This window comes from Vibrio sp. CCB-PB317, from assembly GCF_022808245.1.
Lineage (GTDB): Bacteria > Pseudomonadota > Gammaproteobacteria > Enterobacterales > Vibrionaceae > Vibrio > Vibrio diabolicus.
The window spans coordinates 564,358-584,155 of sequence record NZ_JALGNU010000001.1 but is presented as its reverse complement, the minus strand read 5'-3'; the positions used below and the strand labels follow the sequence as shown (position 1 = coordinate 584,155).

Sequence of the window (19,798 nt, the reverse complement as noted above, 5' to 3'; positions counted from 1 at the left end):
TTACACCTCTGCCAAGTCGCCGTTGTTTTGTAGCCAAGAACGACGGTCATCTGCACGCTTTTTGCCCAGCAGCATGTCCATCATTTCCATGGTCGCCGTAGAGTCGTCAATGGTTAGCTGCACTAAGCGACGCGTGTTCGGATCCATGGTGGTTTCACGCAACTGAAGTGGGTTCATCTCACCCAGACCTTTGAATCGTTGCACGTTGATTTTGGCTTTCTTCTTCGACAAGCGCTCTAAAATGCCATCTTTTTCATCGTCATCGAGGGCGTAGAACACTTCTTTCCCGCAATCGATTCGATACAGAGGCGGCATCGCCACATAGATATGGCCCGCTTCAACCAGTGCACGGAAGTGACGAGTGAACAGTGCACAAAGCAGCGTTGCGATGTGAAGACCATCCGAGTCCGCATCGGCAAGGATACAGATCTTACCGTAACGAAGACCATCAAGGTTATCGCTGTCAGGATCAATCCCCAAAGCCACTGAAATATCGTGTACTTCTTGAGATGCTAATACTTGGTCAGCAGAGACTTCCCACGTGTTCAAGATCTTACCACGCAGTGGCATCACAGCTTGGAACTCACGGTCACGTGCCTGTTTTGCCGAGCCACCCGCAGAGTCACCCTCCACAAAGAAGATTTCAGTGCGACTTAAATCCTGTGCTGAACAGTCGGTCAACTTACCTGGCAGTGCCGGGCCGGACGCCACTTTCTTACGTACGACTTTTTTCGCTGCACGCATACGACGGTGCGCATTAGCGATACAGACTTCTGCCAATTGCTCTGCTAGCTGAGGCTTTTCGTTCAACCAAAGACTGAACGCATCTTTTACTACGCCAGAGACAAATGCCGCAGTTTGACGAGAGGACAGACGTTCTTTGGTCTGGCCTGCAAATTGCGGATCTTGAATTTTAACCGACAACACGTAAGAACAGCGGTCGAAAACGTCATCACCCGTTAGCTTCACGCCACGAGGTAATAGATTACGGAACTCACAGAATTCGCGCATCGCTTCTAACAAGCCTTGGCGTAGACCATTAACGTGCGTACCACCTTGAGCGGTTGGGATCAGGTTAACGTAGCTTTCGGTGATCATCTCACCGCCTTCTGGCTGCCAAATTACCGCCCAGTTTGCCGCTTCGGTATCCGCCAAGAACTCACCAGTAAATGGTTCTTCAGGAATAACTGGGTAGCCTTTTACGCCTTCCGCAAGATAGTCTTTAAGACCGTCTTCGTAGTACCACTTATAGTCTTTACCATTAACTTTGTCGGTTAATGTAATTTCTAAACCCGGACACAAAACCGCTTTTGCGCGCAGATTATTGACTAGGCGCGTAACAGAGAAGTTAGCCGAATCGAAGTACTTCGCATCAGGCCAGAAATGCACGCTGGTACCGCGATTGCGACGACCACATGTGCCGGTTACGGTCAGGTCAGAGACTTTATCACCGTGCTCAAATGCAATTTCATACACTTGGCCATCACGACGAACGGTTACTTCAACGCGTTTTGACAACGCGTTTACTACCGAAATACCTACCCCGTGCAAACCACCAGAGAATTGGTAGTTTTTGTTAGAGAACTTACCACCTGCGTGCAGCTTGCATAGGATTAACTCTACGCCTGACACTTTCTCTTCAGGGTGGATATCAACAGGCATGCCTCGACCATCATCGATCACTTCTAGTGATTGGTCGGCATGTAGGATGACTTGTACTTTTGAGGCATGTCCGGCTAGCGCTTCATCGACACTATTGTCGATAACTTCTTGGCCCAAATGGTTTGGGCGCGCTGTATCCGTATACATCCCTGGTCGGCGACGTACTGGCTCTAAGCCATTCAGTACTTCAATGGCACCAGCATTATATTGTTCAGTCATAATACGGAATTATTCTCAAAGTTTACTTGTTACCTGAATATCACCAATGGGTGAACCCATACTCAGGAAACGAAAAAGCCACCCTGTTCACATCACTAAGTGCTTGTAAACATGATGCATAACAAAGTAGCCAGGGTCCTCGACCCTTAAGATCTTTTGGCAAAACATAGTCGGAAAGCATACCGCCCATGTCAAGAAACGGTTGGATATATCAATAAAAACTATGAGCCTTTTCCAATCGCTTTCGAATTACAGTTCTAGAAATTCGATAATCTGTGCAGGATAACGCTCAAAGCCTACAAAACTGTGATCACCGCCTTGTTCTACTGTTTGCTTAGCGTCTGCAAACTTATCTACCGCTTGTCGATAGTCTAAAACCTCATCTTCTGTCTGCTGTAACAACCAGAAAGAATGTGGCGACGCGATGCTTTGTACATCAAGAGCTTTTAACTCGTCAATATGACAAGCTTCAAGTGTATAGGTTTCGTGCGTATAAGGGTTAGTTTGCTCACCCAAATAATCTACTAACAACTCATAGGGCTTAACCGCGGGGTTGACCACAACCGCTTTAAATCCAAACTTGTCATTTAGCCACATTGACATAAAGCCGCCTAATGAGCTGCCCACCAGACCAATGTTATAGTCGTCTTTATATTGCTCGATGATATCCAACAACAATTTCGCCGCTTGTTGAGGATAACAAGGTAATTGGGGAACAATCACTTTGATATCAGGACGATGCTGCTCGCAGTATGCTCTCATCACATTGGCTTTCATTGAGAGTGGAGAACTGTTAAAGCCATGGATATACAGAAGAAGTGAAGGTTTACTCATAGATATCTCGCACAAAAAAGCGAGCCCGAACATAGAGCTCGGGCGCGTTAGTATCCGTTAGAAGAGAAGTCTGGTTGGAACTGGCCATCAGGAAGTCGGCCCACTTGAGTCGTAATATCACCACAAGCGTGCAGCTGCAGTTCACGCCAACCAGGCGAAGTCGTATCGAGGGCAAAATCATCCGAGTTAGGCTTAAACTGAACACACGTCGAGGGTGTTGCCATCACTCGAATGCCATTATGAAGCACATTCATGTCTTGATGAACATGACCACAGAGAATGCCTTTCACGTTATCAAAACGATCGACAACCTGCCAGAACGCTTCGGCATCTTTTAAGGTATGTTGATCAAGCCACGCGCTTCCCACCAATAATGGATGGTGATGCAGCAACACAAGTGTGTGCCTTTCTGAGTGTTCTGCTAACTTTTCTTCGAGTAACGCTAACTGCTGGTCACTCAAGCGTCCGTGGGGAACGCCAACAACTTGCGAGTCTAAAAGAACCAACTGCCAATGCGCGCCAAGCAATACATGCTCTGCCGCTTTGATTTGTTGCGAAGGTAATACACTGCCCATATTGGGCTTGTAGTCATGATTACCAGGCAGCCAAAAGCAGTCTTTCTCTAGCGGTTCAATGCCTTCGGCAAAGCGCTGGTAAGATTCTGCACTATGGTCTTGGGAAATATCCCCTGTCGCCAAGATGTAATCAAACGTCACGTTGCGGCGTAAAACATCAGCAACAACAGCGTTAAAGCTATCGGCCGTTTTTACGCTCAGCAAACTTCCCTCATCGGCAGCAAACAGATGAGTATCCGTAATTTGTAAAAGTTTGATGCTGTCACTAGATGATTGCAAAATGAAAACCTGATTCGTCCACTATATCGTTATTTGTTATTTTCCTTTAGTGACGTGACGATCAATTGAAGGCAAGTGGTGTTCTACTGATACCACTTCGTAAACAAAACGTCAGCCATTCACCGAGGAATGTGTTTAGTTGATGCTTTTCATCTTTCTGCATCAGTTGGTCGTTGGGATAATCATACTTAGCTTTTATGCGAGAGAACTCTCCGCTTGAGCATACTTCGGCTACTCTCGCATCGTGATAAAGCCTGACAGACATCGTCGGTAAAGGAAACACTGGCGTTTCATCACTCTGACATATCTCAACAACTGTGGTGTATTTTGTGATTTCATTCACGGTCAGTTGGTAAACCATGTTCGCCGCTTGATAGCAGCGTACATCCCCAACTTCAGCAGAAGCAGGCAATAAGGCGTTCAATTTAGCGTAGTTGGTCTCATAGGTTCTCATTAGACCCGCTAAATCAACATGATACCTCTGTTTTTCAGCCACTTGTGCCATTACTTACTCTCCACCATTTGGGGTTGCCCCCACTGTGACTTCAACTCTTGATGGTTTAATTGCAACCATTGCAACGCAATAATCGACGCACCATTTTCAAATTTTCCGTCTTTCACCCATTGATATGCTTGCTCACGACTCAAAACATGTACGCGAATATCTTCATTCTCATAGTCTAAACCATGAATGCCGTGCGCTTTAGATGCGTCCACTTCACCAACAAATACGTCCAACTTTTCCGAGCAACCGCCAGCAGAAGGATAATAAGAGGTGACTGGCGCAACACGCCCCACTTGTATCCCCGCCTCTTCGACAGCTTCTCGGCGAATGACGGCTTCGGCTGATTCATCACGGTCAATCATACCCGCGACAATCTCTAGCTGCCATGGGTGTTGATGCTCTAAGGCTCCTACTCGAATCTGTTCAATGATAACCACTTGATCCGTATTTGGATCATAAGGAAGCATCGCTGCAGCATGACCACGCTCGAACATTTCTCGTTCGACAACCTCGCTCCAACCTCCAGCAAATAGCTTATGCTGAAAGCGATATTTCACCATTTTGAAAAAGCCTTCAAATAAGGTTTCTTTCGAGATGACTTTTACATCTTGCGAAGTAAAATCCTTTTGTTGTTTGTCACACTGTTGCATTCGACACCTCTCTGAGTGAATCTTGTAGTTTACTCATTGTTATTCGCTTGCTCAAAGGACTTGGCTCAACTTTTTGTACAATAGTTACAAATTAATTTAAGTCTTTGGTGAAAATTTATTGCACGACTGGATAATTACGTGTAAAAAAGTGCAAACTTTAGAGTAAATATCGTGCAAATTGAGTTAAACTACTGAGAATTAACCAATCTATTGACCGCGGGAATAGAAAATGAAAAAATTGCTTCCACTATTTATCAGTGCAGCGCTAGGTAGCATGAGTACGTCTGCGTTCGCAGACTCTTTGGCTGAAATCTACGACTTAGCAAAACAAAATGATCCACAATTGCTCAGTGTAGCAGCACAACGTGACCAAGCTTTCGAAGCAATCACCTCAAGCCGTAGTGCTCTATTACCACAAATTAACCTAACAGCAGGTTACAACTTAACTCGTGGTGATACTGAATACGACTCAAATCTAGTCAATGACGTATCAAACGATGCCAACGCTCTAACCGCTGGTGTTAGCTTTTCACAAGCACTTTACAACCGCGCATCTTGGATCTCGCTAGATACCGCTGAGAAAAGTGCTCGCCAAGCAGACGCAACTTACGCAGCGACTCAACAAGCACTAATTCTTCGTGTTTCACAAGCGTATTTTGAAGTTCTACGCGCACAAGACAACCTTGTTTTCGTCCGTGCAGAAAAAGCCGCAGTGGGTCGTCAACTAGAACAAACAAAACAGCGTTTTGAAGTAGGTTTATCTGCGATCACTGACGTACACGACGCGCAAGCTCAGTACGACCAAGTACTGGCGGATGAAGTGTTAGCAGAAAACGCACTGACTAACAGCTACGAGTCATTACGTGAAATCACCGGTCAAGAACACAAAGATCTCAACATCTTGGACACTCGCCGCTTCACTGCTAGCCCATCGGCCGTGCCTGCTGAATCACTAATTGACGAAGCAAAAACCAAAAACCTGACCTTGCTATCTTCACGTATTCTTCAAGATATCGCACGTGACAATATTTCACTAGCAAGTTCTGGTCATCTACCAACGCTGTCTCTAGACGGTGGTTACAACTACGGTGATACGTCTCATAGCTCTCGTGACAACACCACAGACAACTTCAATATCGGTGTGAACCTTGCGGTGCCGCTATACACGGGTGGTAACGTCACCTCTCAAACCAAACAGGCTGAATACGCGTACGTGGCTGCAAGTGAAGATCTTGAAGCACAATACCGTAGCGTAGTAAAAGATGTTCGCGCACAAAACAACAACATTAACGCCTCTATCGGCGCACTACGTGCTTATGAGCAAGCCGTTATTTCTGCGCGCTCTGCACTAGAAGCAACAGAAGCAGGTTTTGATGTGGGTACTCGTACTATCGTTGACGTGCTCGACGCAACTCGTCGTCTATACGATGCGAATAAAAACCTATCGAACGCTCGTTACGACTACATCTTAAGTGTTCTTCAGCTACGCCAAGCCGTTGGTACGCTAAGCGAACAAGACATCTTAGACGTTGATGCAGGTTTGAAAGCAGCAAAATAATTGCTGACTGAATGCTTCAGTTCTCAATAAATAAAAACGCCAGTTGATTTATCAGCTGGCGTTTTTTATTGCTTGCAGTTAAGAGACGAAGAGTATCTCAGAACATCAAGTATCAAAAAGGCCGCACTTGGCGACCTTTTACAAACAAATAGCGTTTCAATGCCAACAAATCGTAGGCTTAGCCCTTACCGCCTTTGATTGCATTGATGATTTCACTGGTTGAGCAACCATCCTCAAAGTTCAATACACGAACTTCGCCACCTGCAGCAATGACTTCTTTACCACCAGCAATCTCTTCTGGTTTGTAGTCACCACCTTTTACTAGCAAGCTTGGCAAAACTTCCGAGATCAAACGTTGCGGCGTATCTTCACTAAATGGTACTACCCAATCCACAGCGCCCAAACCTGCCAATACCGCCATGCGGCGATCGGTTGGGTTCACAGGACGACCAGGCCCTTTAAGACGCTTCACTGATTCATCGGTATTCACCGCAACAATCAGGCGATCACCAAGTTCTGCAGCGTGATTGAGGTAAGAAACATGCCCAGCGTGAAGAATATCAAAGCAGCCGTTTGTCATAACGACTTTCTCGCCACGTGCACGTGCTTTTTTCACTGCTTCAATCAGCGCTTTTTCTGAAATCACACCGTAATCCGTGTCTTGGCTGCCATGTACCGCTTCTGCCAGTTCAATTTCAGACAAGGTCGAGGTACCAAGCTTGCCAACAACAACGCCTGCCGCCGCATTCGCTAGTGCACACGCTTCTTCGAAGGATTTACCCGCCGCAACTGAAGCTGCAAGTACAGAAATCACCGTGTCACCAGCACCTGTCACGTCGTACACTTCTTTCGCTTGAGTCGGAAGGTGGAATGGCTCCTGACCACGGCGGATCAACGTCATGCCGTTTTCACTACGCGTAACCAGTAGCGCTTCAAAATCAAACTCTTCAACAAGCTGAAGTGCTTTTTCAACCAGCTCTTGGTCTGATTTTACTTTGCCAACGACATCTTCAAACTCTTTCATGTTTGGTGTTAAGAGTGTCGCGCCGCGGTAGCGTTCAAAATCCGCACCTTTAGGGTCAATGAAAACTGGAATGTTTGCTGCGCGCGCTTTTTGGATGTATGCCTGAACATGCTCTAACGAGCCTTTTGCGTAGTCAGACATAATCACGGCTTTAACGTTTGGCAGAGCGGCATCCATACGCGATAGCACAGGTGCAGAATCCGTGTTTTCAAACTTATCTTCGAAGTCGAGACGAATAAGCTGTTGTCCACGGCTCATTACGCGAAGCTTCGTAATCGTTGGGTAATCCGGCAGTGCAACGAAATCGCATTTCACATTGAGTGAGCTCAGCGTCTCCGTCAGCACTTTTGCAGGCTCATCTTCCCCTGTTAGACCAACAATGTGAGCATGGCCACCTAGTGATGCGATGTTCATCGCAACGTTCGCAGCACCACCAGGACGCTCTTCATTGTTTTCTACTTTTACAACAGGAACCGGCGCTTCAGGAGAAATGCGTCCGGTTGGGCCATACCAGTAACGATCTAGCATGACATCACCGATGATGAGCACACCAGCGCTGTTGTAATCAGGTAGAATTGGTTTCATTATTGGTCTCCAAAAATTAAATCGAAGTGAGTTTATCACAGCCCTTATCGAGGCTAAATATATGGTCTTAACTGAACCACTGATTCCAAGCCTGTTTTACCCACTCCCTTTCGGCAACAAACTTATCTTCCACCACATCAGCATCTAAATTGAGTAGATTTCTCCGGTGTATTTCGTTTCGCATTGTCGTGTAGGCACGTATCAACTGCATTGCCTGGTCTTCGTCCATGACATTTTGTGCAATGAGCGTTTCAAAGATGCGCACATTATCACACCAACGCGTTAATTTCGGCTTATCGTGACTATAGTTGAGCACTAAGTACTGAGCGAGAAATTCGATATCGGTAATCCCTCCCACATCTTGCTTGAGCATAAAACGGCCGGGCTTTTTCCCCCCAAGATGACCGCGCATTTTCTCTCTCATTTCGACAACGGCTTTTTTCAGTTCCGCCCGATCGCGCGCTTTGCACAACACATCATGTCGCGTATTGTGAAATGCAATGGCAAGGGGTTCATCGCCGTAAATCAAGCGCGCGCGCACAAGTGCTTGATGCTCCCATGTCCAGGCTTCTTGATGCTGATAATCGTCAAACGCATCGGTTGGGCTAACCAACAAACCTGACGCGCCAGATGGGCGCAAGCGGGTATCGACTTCGTACAAAATGCCGGAAGCGGTGCGAGTCGAGAAAATATGGATGATGCGCTGCGCTAGGCGAAGGTAGAACTGACGACCGTCGATTTCCTTTTTTCCATCTGTATAGACATTGACTGGGCAGTCATGCATGAAGACGATATCCAAGTCGGAGTTATAGCCGAGTTCCCAGCCACCGACTTTGCCATAACCAATGACGGCAAAACCCTTGCCTTCACGATCTTTCACATGCGTTGGCTCGCCGTATTTTTCGGACACTTGCAACCAAGCCTGACTGACCACCGCATCAACGATAGCTTCCGCCAAATAGGTTAAGTGATCACTCACTTTCATCACCGGCAACGCACCAGCAATATCCGCCGCCGCAATACGTAAAATGCAGATTTGCTTAAACTGGCGCAACGCTTCCATTTGCTGCTCCATATCATCTTCTGGAATACGGGCCAGATAGTCACGCAGCTCTGTACGGTAACTGTCTAATGGGATTGGATTGTACAACTGTGCAGGGTCGATCAACTCATCGAGTAAGATCGGATACCGAGATAGCTGCTCTGAAATCATTGGGCTTGCGGTACACAAACGCACGAGCTGTACTAGAGCCGCTGGATGCTCATCCAATAACTCCAGATAAGTCGTACGAGTGCAGATATTGTGCAGTAAATGCAGCACTCGCGGTAAACCAAACTGTGCATCAGGGTGGGCAAACACCGCATCAAACACCTTCGGCATCAAACGGTTTAACACTTCGCGTCCACGCGGTCCTAACGTTTTTTTAGCCAGATCGGTTTTAAAGTTGATGATGGTTTTCGCGCATGAAGCAAAGTCTTCAACCTGAATATCCTGCTGCAAGATATGTTCAAGCACATCTTGTTTGTTCGCCATATCCCATAACTCATGAAAATGACGAGCAACCGTAGTACCCTCGTCTTCTTCATCATCACCAATTAACGACTCAAATACTTGATGGACATTCGCCATGTGCTGCTGAGTTTGCTCAATCAGTTGGTCCCAAGAGGTCATTTGCATCGCGGTAGCGAGCTTTAAGCGTTCGGTTTCGCAATCAGGCAGCGTCTGGGTTTGCTTGTCCGCCATCGCTTGCAACAAGTTTTCTAATTGACGCAAATACTTGTATGCGACTTCTAGACTGCTGACTTCTTGCGAAGTGAGTAACGCCAGCTCTTCAATGCCTTGAAGCGTTTCCAACAACCCTCGATTACGAAGAGAAGGCTCGCGCCCCCCTCGAATTAATTGAAAAACTTGGGCGATAAATTCAATTTCTCGGATGCCACCTGCGCCTAACTTAATGTTGTTGTTCAAGCCTCGGCGGCGAACCTCACTACTGATCATCGATTTCATCCGACGCAAAGACTGAATCGCACTGAAATCAATATAGCGACGAAAAACAAAAGGACGCAGCATTTGGCGTAGCTCTTGGTATTGCGGGTACATTTCGCACCCCATCACTCGAGCTTTGATCATCGCGTAACGCTCCCAGTCACGTCCCTGTTCTTGATAGTAATCCTCTAGTGCCGCATAGCTCATGACTAATGGACCACTCTCACCAAACGGACGCAAACGCATATCTACGCGGTAGCAGAAGCCATCGAAGGTTTGTTGGTCGAGCGCTTTGATGATGCGTTGACCAAGACGAGTAAAGAACTGGGCATTGGCAATGCTGCGGCGAGCGCCTTGGGTTTCGCCATTCTCTGGATACGTGAAAATCAGATCGATATCGGAAGAAAAGTTTAGCTCGCCACCACCCAGTTTCCCCATGCCGATAATCAACATCGGCTGAACTTCACCTTCCTCACTCGTCGGCGTTCCCCACTCCTGACAACACGCTTGATATTGCCATTGATAGGTTTCAAAAATCATCGCTTCAGCCAACTCGGATAAGTGGCTTAAAGACGTTTCTAGCGACCATGCATGCGTGAAATCCTTCCACGCAATGTACACCATTTCTCGGTTGCGAAACTGACGCAACACGCGATGACCAGACATCTCATCCGGGCATTGTCCCAATAGTTCAGCAAGACGTGAACGGTAAGATTCCTGACGACTTGGTTGCGCTAACATGCTTGGCAACTCACGCGCTAGGACTTCATCGCGATGAATGGCTTCGGTGATAAACTGGCTTAAGCCCGCCACATAGCGAAATTGCTGCGCAATCTCATCTGGCCAAAGAGGAAAATAACCTGCCTCTTGAGCATTTTGTACGGCAGATTCAGCGATAGAAATCAGTGGCGAAGGCAGCTGCATTTTTCTTCCTTGTTTGAAAAGCACGGTAACTCATTCTTTATACCAGACTTAAAGCAAATAAAAACGCCCACAAAAGGTTTGTGGGCGTTTTATCAAAAGTTCTGGATGGAATATTAAACTTGGAAAGATTTGATCTTCTTGTCTAACTCGCCAGCATTATTTTGCATCATTTCAGAAGTTTCTAGCAGCTCTGTCACAACCACAACCGAGGCTTCTACCAGCTCACGTACATTGGTGAGGTTTTGACTCATCTCTTCTGCAACACTACTTTGCTGACCAGACGCCGTCGCGATCTGGAAGTTCATGTCATTAATTTGCGTCACTTGCCCAACAATACCATCGAGCTCAGATCCAGCATTAGAAACCAGCTCGTTTCCATCGGCCGCTTCCACTACGCTTTTCTCCATGAGTTCTACAGCAGATTCTGCACTGGTTTGCAACTGAGCAATCATCTCTTGAATTTCTACCGTCGCTTGTTGTGTACGCTGTGCAAGGTTACGAACTTCATCTGCAACCACCGCAAAACCACGACCCGCCTCGCCAGCTCGCGCAGCTTCAATAGCCGCATTCAGTGCAAGCAGGTTAGTTTGTTCAGAGATACCTTGAATCGTACCCACAACACTACCAATGGATTCAACACGTTCTTCGACCTGGTTAACCGCCTGCGCCGATGAAGCGATGTCCGACGAGAGTTCACTCATTTTCGCCATCGTACTTTGCAAGAACTGTTGACCAGAAATCGCTTGTGCGGAAGTTTGCTCTGTAAGAGAAGACGCCGTCTGAGCATGTTCTGCGACGGTTTGTACCGTCGACGACATTTCACTCATCGCCGTCGCAAGTTGGTCAATTTCGTTAAACTCTTCTTGCGCCGATTCCTTCGTTTCCGACATGCTCAGCGTCATCACTTCCGTGAGTGTGGATAACTCATCAGAAGCATTAATTTGCATTTGAATCACATCGTGCAATTGGCGACGTGTCTTTTCTAATTCACGTGCCACGTCTCCGTATTCATCTTTACAATCCATACCAAATGGCACGGAGAGGTTCTTGCTCGCCATCAGTTTGATCGCGTCGCTCAGATACTGTGTTTGACGCAGCATCACTCTAGCCGCCGCTAATAAGAGCACGACAAAAACCACAATCAATAAGGCAGTTTGCCAAGCAACTTGCGTTAAATATGCTTCGTAATGCTGTTGGGCAACTTGCGCGTTTTGTGTCGCCGCTAAAAGTGAATCGTAAAAGGTGTTCGCGTCCCACAGTTGTTTTGCCACTATCAGGACAGTACTGAAGACCATCAACATGACCATTTTAGGAACCAGTCGAATGTCGGATATGACCCTTTCCCATGGCTTAAATGCCAGCTTTTCCATTGTCAGTTCTCCACCGAGTCTTATATAGTCTTTATCTATAATCTTTATATTACTTATAGTTATGTTCGCGTTTAGCGTGGTTACGCGATTTATTTCGAGCTTCGTATGAAAAACAATGATATCAAAGACAGCACACGACCGATGGGCCTGTTGTCACTAATATTGTCTTTTATGGCACTATTTGTGATCTCTGGCTTGTTGTTTTTCCCGATCGATCACGAAACCCGTCAAGTTCTTATCGGTCTGGATTTCATAATCTGTAGTATTTTTCTATTACAGCTCACCATTGATTTGATCCGGTCCACAGATCGGTGGTTATTTCTTAAACGTCATTGGATAGATTTCGTGGCGAGCATCCCATTAATAGAGCCACTGCGCTTTGCTCGTATCTTTCATATTCTTCGAGTGGTATTAGTACTGCGCTCATCGAAGTTCATTTTGCATCAGCTCAAAGAAAACCGCCGCGAAACCACGGTCGCCTCAATATTACTGTTGATGGTGATCCTCATTACGCTCGGTTCTAGTGCAATGCTGTTTATCGAAGCGAAAAACCCAGAAGCGAATATTCGCACTGGCGCCGATGCTTTGTGGTGGGTATTCGTAACGATCTCAACCGTTGGTTACGGCGATCATTATCCGGTGACCTCAATAGGAAAGTTTTTAGCCGTCATCATCATTGTTTGTGGTGTGGGGATCTTTGGTATGATTTCGGGTCTTATCACCTCTATCCTTACTGCCCCGACAAAACAACAGACGCACAGCTCAATCAATAAAGAACGTATGCTCGAGCAGCTCCTAAGCCAACAAGCGCAAATACTAGAACGACTCGATTTCATGGAAAAAGAGCTACAACAACGTAAAACAGAGACAAAAAAATAGGACCATGCGGTCCTATTTTTTGTCCTTATCACCAGAACGATCATTCACGCCAATAAGGCTGCACTTCTACACTGATCGCTCGGGTTTGATCCATTGCATGCAAAATTGAACGCTCTTGACGGTGCAACCAGCGTTCTAACTGCTCTTTTTCTGCGTCTTCCAACATATCAACCAACGGAAGTAAGTGGTTCAGCATTAGCAGATCATCAATACCATGCACCAGATCCGCCCATGGCAAACGGAAGCTGTTACGCTCATCCGAGTTATATAGACTCGCGAAACCAATACCGGTATAGAGATTACGCAGCAAACGATAGCGCTGATCAACGTACTCTTGCGCCGTCAGGTCGCGCTCTGCAGGGAAAGCTTCCATTAGTTCTGCCCAAGTGCGATCGAGCTGAGTGACTGAAAACGGCATGATATTACTTGCCATTTTTTCGCGCGCTTTTTCATCAAGAAACGGCTGCCAGCCACGCGCTAAGATCCAGCGACTAAGATCCAGCAATAACCCGGTGTAACGCGCGGAATTGAGCAGCCCTAGCACTTCTTCACGGCTTGGCAGCTCTTGTAGCTGCTGAGTCAACTCAGATACTAAGAACTTACGCGCATCCAACTTACGTAGCACGTTGCCTTTGTCATCCAAAAGTTCTTCAAGATGCGCGTGCTCATCCAACCAACTCAGCTCTTCTTCCAACCATTTGAGCTCTTGGCGCAGGATAGCGCTAGCACGACGAGGGACAACACCACCAAAAATGGTCAATGTTTGACGAATAAAACGAATGGCATTGCTGATTTCACGTAGCGCTTCCACATTGTCACGCTCAGCATAAATTTGCTCGTGATAATGCCAGTGAGATAGGGCGTGTTCTAAAGAGTTGATCAAGCAGTATTCAACGGTATCCGTCGGGCTACTGTCCACAAGCGCCAACGATTTTACTTCATCACCTGCATAGCCACTTGCAAGTCGATAGCCTTTCGCCGCCTTACTCAAGTTACCCAAACGCATGCCACCTTGCTCGCAAAAGCTACGTGCTAGTGTAAATAGGGCATCGGTTTGGCCCGATTTAAGTTCCAGTTCAACTTCGCAAATCGGTTCTTGTTTCTCTTCCCCATCTTCACCTTTGGCTACGACCATACCTTGGTCAAACGCCACTTCTATTTGGCTACCATCTGGCATGCCAATCAGCCACTGTTCACGTGTGAAGTTGGTCGAGAATAACGGCATAAGCTCAGATTGCAGCGTTGCTGCGTCTTTACCTGGCGGCCAAATGTCTACAGGATGAAGCGACAGATTAGGCTCGTCGCTAGTGTGCTCAGCATTGTATTCTGGTCTTTGATGTAAGCCTGCGACGACGCGTCCTGCTGTCTTTACGGTTTGGACGAATACATCATCAAAACGGCGAATTCTTAAACCAATGTCGTGCTTTCTCAGCCATTTATCGGCGGTATCAAAGTAGGTGTTACCCAAGTCACGACAACTATGCTGAAGTACTTTTGTCTCAGAAATTTTTTCTTTTAAAGTTTCTGAAAATTCAGGAGAAACAAAAAACTTCAGTTCTATTTCGGTTTCCATAGCTATACCTTTCAAAGCAGATAGAAACAGGATATTGCGTAATTTCTCGCACGGCAAGAGAGAAATATCGCCGGAATGATGATCTAAAACAGTTTTAATGAGCGATTTAATGCGTTACCATGCGCGCCTTTATAGCCATCGTTCAACATTTCGCCAAGCACTCAGAAATGGTGTATGTTTTTTTAAGGTTATAGTTATTAGGTTGAATGACCATGCCAGTAAATACAATTATGGGGTTATTTGCAAAGTCCCCAATTAAGCCTTTGCAACGCCACGTTGTGTGTGTCAACGAATGTTGTTCACACTTGGTGAAATTCTTTGAAGTATCTTCAAAGGGTGACTGGGAAAAAGCATCTGAAATCCGTGCACAAATTTCTCACCTAGAGAAAGAAGCGGACGTGCTGAAACGTGAAATCCGTCTAAAACTGCCTCGCGGTTTGTTCATGCCAGTAGACCGTACTGACATGCTTGAGCTTCTGACTCAGCAGGACAAACTTGCAAACCTGGCAAAAGACATTGCTGGCCGTGTATATGGTCGTCAACTTGTCATTCCTGAGGCTCTCCAACCAAACTTCCTCGCTTACGTTCAACGTTGTCTTGATGCGGCCGATCAGGCGCAAAAGGTAATCAATGAACTTGATGAATTGCTAGAAACCGGCTTCAAAGGTCGTGAAGTGACGCTCGTCGCTGAAATGATTCATCAATTAGATGTCATCGAAGATGATACCGATGCTATGCAGATTGAACTTCGTCAACAGTTGATGGCGATTGAGTCTGACATGAACCCTATCGATGTCATGTTCTTGTACAAGATTCTTGAATGGGTAGGTGGTATTGCCGACCAAGCGCAGCGCGTAGGTGCTCGTTTGGAAGTCATGCTATCTCGATCTTAAAACATAAAGTTAACGACATAACGAAGAGCATAATGAACACGTGTCATAGGGACGATGACTATTTTCATCGTCTTATGGTTTGGCGCGCGTAAAATTTTGTTCCGCTTGTTATAAAACAACTAGGTATTACGATGGATATCCTTGCGAACTACGGCACTGTCCTGATTATTGTTGCAGCGATTTTTGGTTTCATGATGGCGATTGGTATTGGCGCGAACGACGTTGCTAATGCGATGGGTACATCAGTAGGTTCAAAAGCGCTAACCGTAAAACAAGCTATCATCATTGCGATGATCTTCGAATTTGCAGGTGCTTACCTTGCAGGCGGTGAAGTAACCGACACTATCCGTAAAGGTGTAATCGAAACTTCTTTATTTGCTAGTCAACCTGACGTTCTTGTCTACGGTATGATGTCTGCTCTTTTGGCTGCGGGTACATGGTTACTTCTTGCCTCTTACATGGGCTGGCCAGTATCTACGACTCACTCAATCATCGGTGCAATCATTGGTTTTGCATGCGTATCAGTAGGTACTGAAGCGGTTGACTGGGGCAGCGTTCAAGGCATTGTTGGTAGCTGGATTATTACACCTGTTATTTCAGGTTTCTTTGCTTACGTTATCTTTGTCAGCGCACAACGTCTGATTTTTGATACTGAGAACCCGTTATTCAACGCCAAACGTTTTGTTCCTGTTTACATGTTCATCACAACAATGGTGATTGCACTTGTAACTATCAAAAAAGGTCTAAAACACGTTGGTCTTCACCTCACCAATGGCGAAGCTTGGATGTGGGCAGCAGCAGTTTCAGCACTCGTGATGGTTGGCGGCTACGTATACATCCAGAAAAAATTCGCTAATCGCGAAGAAGACCGCAGCTTTTCTGGCGTGGAAGGTATCTTCAGCGTTCTGATGGTTATCACCGCTTGTGCAATGGCATTTGCACACGGTTCAAACGACGTTGCAAACGCCATTGGTCCACTGTCTGCTGTAGTATCGACTGTTGAACACATGGGCGAAATCAGCACGAAAAGCACCATCGCTTGGTGGATTCTACCTCTTGGTGGTATTGGTATCGTGGTCGGTCTTGCTACACTGGGTCACAAAGTAATGGCAACCGTTGGTACAGGTATCACTGAGCTAACTCCTAGCCGTGGTTTTGCAGCTCAGCTAGCAACCGCTTGTACTGTTGTTCTAGCTTCTGGTACTGGTCTGCCAATCTCAACCACTCAAACATTGGTTGGTGCGGTTCTCGGTGTTGGCTTTGCTCGTGGTATCGCGGCACTAAACCTAGGCGTGGTTCGTAACATCGTGGCATCATGGATCGTTACACTACCAGCAGGTGCGCTATTGGCCGTTGTATTCTTCTACGGACTTCAAGCGATGTTCGCTTAAGACACTCGTCAATAGAATGTAAGCGCTTTGTCATTATTGACTCAAACGCACAGAAAGGGAGGCTTTGCCTCCCTTCTTTGTTGCACCGAAGTTTGAAACTGCATACTATTCGTCTATTTCCGGCTCCAATCATTCGGTGCCAACGCTGTCTCCAAGAAAAATCGTTAAGGGATTTACTGTGAAAAAACTAATCATCACGGTTTTGTTTACTTTGCTAGCAGCGCCAGCGGCCCTAGCAGCAGACCGTTATATTTCTGATGACCTCTTCACTTTTATGCACTCAGGTCCAAATAACACCTACCGTATTATTGGTAGTGTTAACGCCGGTTCTAAAGTACAACTGATTAAAACCAACCGAGATACTGGCTATACGCAAGTTCGTGATGACCGCGGTCGTACTGGTTGGGTACAAAGCAAGTTTGTGACAAACCAAGAAAGCATGGCGATTCGCCTTCCTCGCATTGAGAAAGAGCTAGCAGAAGTGAAAGAGCAGCTTGCTAACGCTCGTAAAACTTCTGATGCAGAGAAAGCCGGCCTTGTTACCTCTCTAGAAACGCGTAACCAACAAATTTCCGATCTTGAGAATAAATACTCTGAGATCAGCGACCAGCTTACTTCTGTTGAAACAGAAAACCGCGAGCTGCGCGCTAAACTGGATACACAAAAAGACGACATGCTGCTTAAGTACTTCACTTATGGCGGCGGTGTTGCAGGTTTAGGTTTGCTATTTGGTTTGATTCTTCCGCATGTCATGCCTCGTAGAAAACGTTCACCTGCGGGTTGGGCATAAGTCCTTCGCCCTTTTATCTATAAAAAAGAATGCAAAAGCCAGTCGATATTCGACTGGCTTTTTTGTTTGCTTAGTTTTACGGAAATCTGCACTACTCCCCCATTGAACTAGACGCTCGACGACGATCCGTTGCGCCATAAAGCTTGCCATCTTTTAGCTCAATTGCATTCAAACCACTTACCACTGGAATAACGTGTACTGGGTAACCAAGCGCCATAAACTCCGGCACCAACATTTCTGCGAAGGTTTTCTTCTCCACTAGCAAGCCAGTCGGGTCATAAGACTTGGTGCGGTCTATCTTGGTACCGTACTGGATGTTTGGTAAGTCAATAGCCTCTTGCGCTGATAAGTTCCAATCCAGCACGCCAACCACGGTTTTGAGTACATACCCCGGGATTTGCGAACTTCCTGGTGAACCGACAACCAAACGCAAGTTATCATCACTGTCCATCACCATTAATGGCGTAATGGCTGAGCGGGGACGCTTGCCCGCTTCAATTGAGTTTTGAGTAGGCTTACCGTTAACCGTTGGTTGAGGTGAAAAGTTTGCCATTTGTGCATTCAAGATAACGCCATCAACCATGACACCAGATCCCATTCCCGTGCCAACGGTGCTGGTCATAGCAATCGCATTACCTTCCCTATCAACGATAGAAATGTGCCCTGTATCTTTGCTCTCGAAGCCTTGATATTGCGCATACTGAGTTTGCGTTATCTGTCCGGCTTTTGGATTCTCTTTCGAGGTGCCATTATCAGGGATTAAATCACGTCTCTGGTCCAAATAGGTTTTAGATAACAATTGTTCAACTGGTGCTTCCACATAATCCGGATCTCCTGCATACGCAATACGATCGGCTTTTGCTAAGCGCATCGCCTCGGTCATTAAACGCCAAGGCTCTACATCCGTTTTCGCCATATGGGCAATGTCATAGGGTGCAAGCAGTTCAAGACTCTGAGCGACCATCACACCGCCAGAAGCTGGGTAACCAAAAGAGACGATTTTATTCCCACGATAGTCGCTCTCGATGATGTCACGCTGCTTCACTTGGTAATGTTTAAAATCTTCTAAAGACAACTTCTCGTGTTGGTCGCCAATACGACTATTGACCGTCTCTACGATGTGCTGACCAAGCTCACCACCATAAAGGTAACTATCGCCTTGTTGCGCGATCTTCCTCAGCGTCTCAGCCATTTTAGGGTTCTTCATTAACGTCCCTGTTGGCTTCACTTCATCATCTTGCCAATACAAGGCTTTAATTTCTGGATCGCGAGCCAAACGGGATTGCTCTCGCACGACGATATCATAGGTATAGCTGTTCATCGCGTACCCATCACGCGCGAGCTTAATCGCAGGTTGAACCAACTCAGACCATGGTAATTTGCCGTATTGCTCATGAGTGGAATAAAGCAGACGTAAGGTGCCCGGCACTGCAACGGAGCGAGGCCCCAAAATTTCATCGCGGCTGAGTGCTTTCCCATTTTCAATAAACATCTCAGGGTGAGCGCTAGACGGCGCTTCATCTCGCCCATCAAGGGCTAAAAACTTCTGCTTGTCATGTTGATAAAACAGCACGAAAGTACCGCCTCCAATTCCCGTCATATCCGGTTCAACCACAGACATCACCATCTGCATCGCGACCATGGCATCAACGGCGTTCCCGCCCTCTTTCAATATTGAATAACCAGTGCTGCTCACGTAAGGGTTGGTCGCACTGACCATAAAATCTTGTCCGTTATTATCTGGTGTTATAGGGAAAGGGGTCGGCTTTGCTGCGTAACTTAACGACGCAACAACACTTAAAGAAAAAATCAGAATACGCATGTGTCTCTGTGTAGACTCCTATTATTTCATGGGGTCTAACGTGGACCTGGTCGTGATGACGAAGTTCGTCGATATGGCGTTTTTTTACACAACGCTGACTGGAGTCATTCTACTAATACATGACTGATATTGATGTAATTTAAACAACTGAGAAAAGCTATATTTAGCTTGTGTGAGTCCCTAAAAATCATCACTCAAATAGATGAAAAAAGACCTTATGAGAAACAAAAAAGCCAGCGACATGACCTCGCTGGCTTGATGATTTACTATAAAAAACG

General features: G+C 46.3%; 15 protein-coding genes. 5 read left to right on the top strand and 10 right to left on the bottom strand.

Going from position 1 to position 19,798, the window contains the following annotated elements:
* The 5 genes from parE to nudF form a co-directional block, all read right to left on the bottom strand.
* Complete coding sequence (gene parE / locus MTR11_RS02790; RefSeq protein ID WP_005395924.1) at positions 1–1,881, bottom strand: DNA topoisomerase IV subunit B; 1,881 nt, start codon at positions 1,879–1,881, stop codon at positions 1–3.
* Positions 1,882–2,130: 249 nt separating this feature from the next.
* A complete protein-coding gene (gene yqiA, locus MTR11_RS02785) occupies positions 2,131–2,715 on the bottom strand; it encodes an esterase YqiA (RefSeq protein ID WP_012842162.1) in 585 nt (194 codons plus the stop codon).
* A gap of 47 nt (positions 2,716–2,762) precedes the next feature.
* Positions 2,763–3,569, bottom strand: coding sequence for a 3',5'-cyclic-AMP phosphodiesterase (cpdA, locus tag MTR11_RS02780; RefSeq protein ID WP_243326985.1), 807 nt, complete (start codon positions 3,567–3,569; stop codon positions 2,763–2,765).
* A gap of 61 nt (positions 3,570–3,630) precedes the next feature.
* Entirely contained in the window at positions 3,631–4,074 is a 444-nt protein-coding gene (locus MTR11_RS02775) for a DUF1249 family protein (protein ID WP_005395930.1), read from the bottom strand.
* Positions 4,074–4,724: an ADP-ribose diphosphatase gene (gene nudF, locus MTR11_RS02770; protein WP_012842164.1), complete on the bottom strand. Its 651-nt coding sequence runs from the start codon at positions 4,722–4,724 to the stop codon at positions 4,074–4,076. Before nudF ends, MTR11_RS02775 begins: the two co-directional genes overlap by 1 nt.
* Positions 4,725–4,953: 229 nt before the next feature.
* On the opposite strand from nudF, the gene tolC reads away from it, so the two are divergent.
* A complete protein-coding gene (gene tolC, locus MTR11_RS02765) occupies positions 4,954–6,282 on the top strand; it encodes an outer membrane channel protein TolC (RefSeq protein WP_243326984.1) in 1,329 nt (442 codons plus the stop codon).
* Between the two features lie 178 nt (positions 6,283–6,460).
* Here the strand turns inward: tolC and hldE are convergent, their stop codons facing one another.
* The 3 genes from hldE to MTR11_RS02750 all read right to left on the bottom strand — a co-directional run bounded on the left by hldE (position 6,461) and on the right by MTR11_RS02750 (position 12,172).
* The gene (hldE, locus tag MTR11_RS02760) at positions 6,461–7,891 is read right to left on the bottom strand and encodes a bifunctional D-glycero-beta-D-manno-heptose-7-phosphate kinase/D-glycero-beta-D-manno-heptose 1-phosphate adenylyltransferase HldE (RefSeq protein WP_012842166.1); all 1,431 of its coding nucleotides are present in this window, start codon (positions 7,889–7,891) and stop codon (positions 6,461–6,463) included.
* A gap of 67 nt (positions 7,892–7,958) precedes the next feature.
* Complete coding sequence (gene glnE / locus MTR11_RS02755; RefSeq protein WP_104971252.1) at positions 7,959–10,802, bottom strand: bifunctional [glutamate--ammonia ligase]-adenylyl-L-tyrosine phosphorylase/[glutamate--ammonia-ligase] adenylyltransferase; 2,844 nt, start codon at positions 10,800–10,802, stop codon at positions 7,959–7,961.
* 113 nt (positions 10,803–10,915) lie between these two features.
* Positions 10,916–12,172: a methyl-accepting chemotaxis protein gene (locus tag MTR11_RS02750; protein ID WP_243326983.1), complete on the bottom strand. Its 1,257-nt coding sequence runs from the start codon at positions 12,170–12,172 to the stop codon at positions 10,916–10,918.
* 105 nt (positions 12,173–12,277) lie between these two features.
* Here MTR11_RS02750 and MTR11_RS02745 point away from each other — a divergent pair, with 105 nt between their 5' ends.
* Positions 12,278–13,051 (top strand): potassium channel family protein, encoded by a 774-nt coding sequence (locus tag MTR11_RS02745; RefSeq protein WP_145533419.1) that lies wholly within the window; start codon positions 12,278–12,280, stop codon positions 13,049–13,051.
* 40 nt (positions 13,052–13,091) lie between these two features.
* On the opposite strand, the gene MTR11_RS02740 is transcribed toward MTR11_RS02745, so the two are convergent.
* Entirely contained in the window at positions 13,092–14,624 is a 1,533-nt protein-coding gene (locus MTR11_RS02740) for an inorganic triphosphatase (protein WP_005395946.1), read from the bottom strand.
* A 212-nt stretch (positions 14,625–14,836) separates the two neighbouring features.
* Between MTR11_RS02740 and MTR11_RS02735 the strand changes: the two genes are divergently transcribed.
* From MTR11_RS02735 to MTR11_RS02725, 3 genes are all read left to right on the top strand, one after another.
* A complete protein-coding gene (locus MTR11_RS02735; protein ID WP_031780508.1) occupies positions 14,837–15,517 on the top strand; it encodes a TIGR00153 family protein in 681 nt (226 codons plus the stop codon).
* 131 nt (positions 15,518–15,648) lie between these two features.
* The gene (locus MTR11_RS02730; RefSeq protein WP_005395948.1) at positions 15,649–16,908 is read left to right on the top strand and encodes an inorganic phosphate transporter; all 1,260 of its coding nucleotides are present in this window, start codon (positions 15,649–15,651) and stop codon (positions 16,906–16,908) included.
* A gap of 178 nt (positions 16,909–17,086) precedes the next feature.
* On the top strand, positions 17,087–17,698 hold the full coding sequence (locus tag MTR11_RS02725) for a TIGR04211 family SH3 domain-containing protein (RefSeq protein WP_031780509.1): 612 nt from the start codon (positions 17,087–17,089) through the stop codon (positions 17,696–17,698).
* Between the two features lie 91 nt (positions 17,699–17,789).
* Here MTR11_RS02725 and ggt read toward each other — a convergent pair whose 3' ends face one another.
* The gene (ggt, locus tag MTR11_RS02720) at positions 17,790–19,520 is read right to left on the bottom strand and encodes a gamma-glutamyltransferase (RefSeq protein ID WP_243326982.1); all 1,731 of its coding nucleotides are present in this window, start codon (positions 19,518–19,520) and stop codon (positions 17,790–17,792) included.
* Positions 19,521–19,798 lie beyond the last annotated feature (278 nt).

What these genes read in the sequence shown, in the direction of transcription:
- MTR11_RS02745 (WP_145533419.1), top strand. Translation starts at nt 12,278, where the DNA reads ATGAAAAACAATGATATCAAAGACAGCACACGACCGATGGGCCTGTTG.
- MTR11_RS02730 (WP_005395948.1), top strand. Translation starts at nt 15,649, where the DNA reads ATGGATATCCTTGCGAACTACGGCACTGTCCTGATTATTGTTGCAGCG.
- hldE (WP_012842166.1), bottom strand. Translation starts at nt 7,891, where the DNA reads ATGAAACCAATTCTACCTGATTACAACAGCGCTGGTGTGCTCATCATC.
- MTR11_RS02740 (WP_005395946.1), bottom strand. Translation starts at nt 14,624, where the DNA reads ATGGAAACCGAAATAGAACTGAAGTTTTTTGTTTCTCCTGAATTTTCA.
- nudF (WP_012842164.1), bottom strand. Translation starts at nt 4,724, where the DNA reads ATGCAACAGTGTGACAAACAACAAAAGGATTTTACTTCGCAAGATGTA.
- tolC (WP_243326984.1), top strand. Translation starts at nt 4,954, where the DNA reads ATGAAAAAATTGCTTCCACTATTTATCAGTGCAGCGCTAGGTAGCATG.
- MTR11_RS02775 (WP_005395930.1), bottom strand. Translation starts at nt 4,074, where the DNA reads ATGGCACAAGTGGCTGAAAAACAGAGGTATCATGTTGATTTAGCGGGT.
- parE (WP_005395924.1), bottom strand. Translation starts at nt 1,881, where the DNA reads ATGACTGAACAATATAATGCTGGTGCCATTGAAGTACTGAATGGCTTA.
- glnE (WP_104971252.1), bottom strand. Translation starts at nt 10,802, where the DNA reads ATGCAGCTGCCTTCGCCACTGATTTCTATCGCTGAATCTGCCGTACAA.
- ggt (WP_243326982.1), bottom strand. Translation starts at nt 19,520, where the DNA reads ATGCGTATTCTGATTTTTTCTTTAAGTGTTGTTGCGTCGTTAAGTTAC.
- yqiA (WP_012842162.1), bottom strand. Translation starts at nt 2,715, where the DNA reads ATGAGTAAACCTTCACTTCTTCTGTATATCCATGGCTTTAACAGTTCT.
- MTR11_RS02735 (WP_031780508.1), top strand. Translation starts at nt 14,837, where the DNA reads ATGCCAGTAAATACAATTATGGGGTTATTTGCAAAGTCCCCAATTAAG.
- MTR11_RS02750 (WP_243326983.1), bottom strand. Translation starts at nt 12,172, where the DNA reads ATGGAAAAGCTGGCATTTAAGCCATGGGAAAGGGTCATATCCGACATT.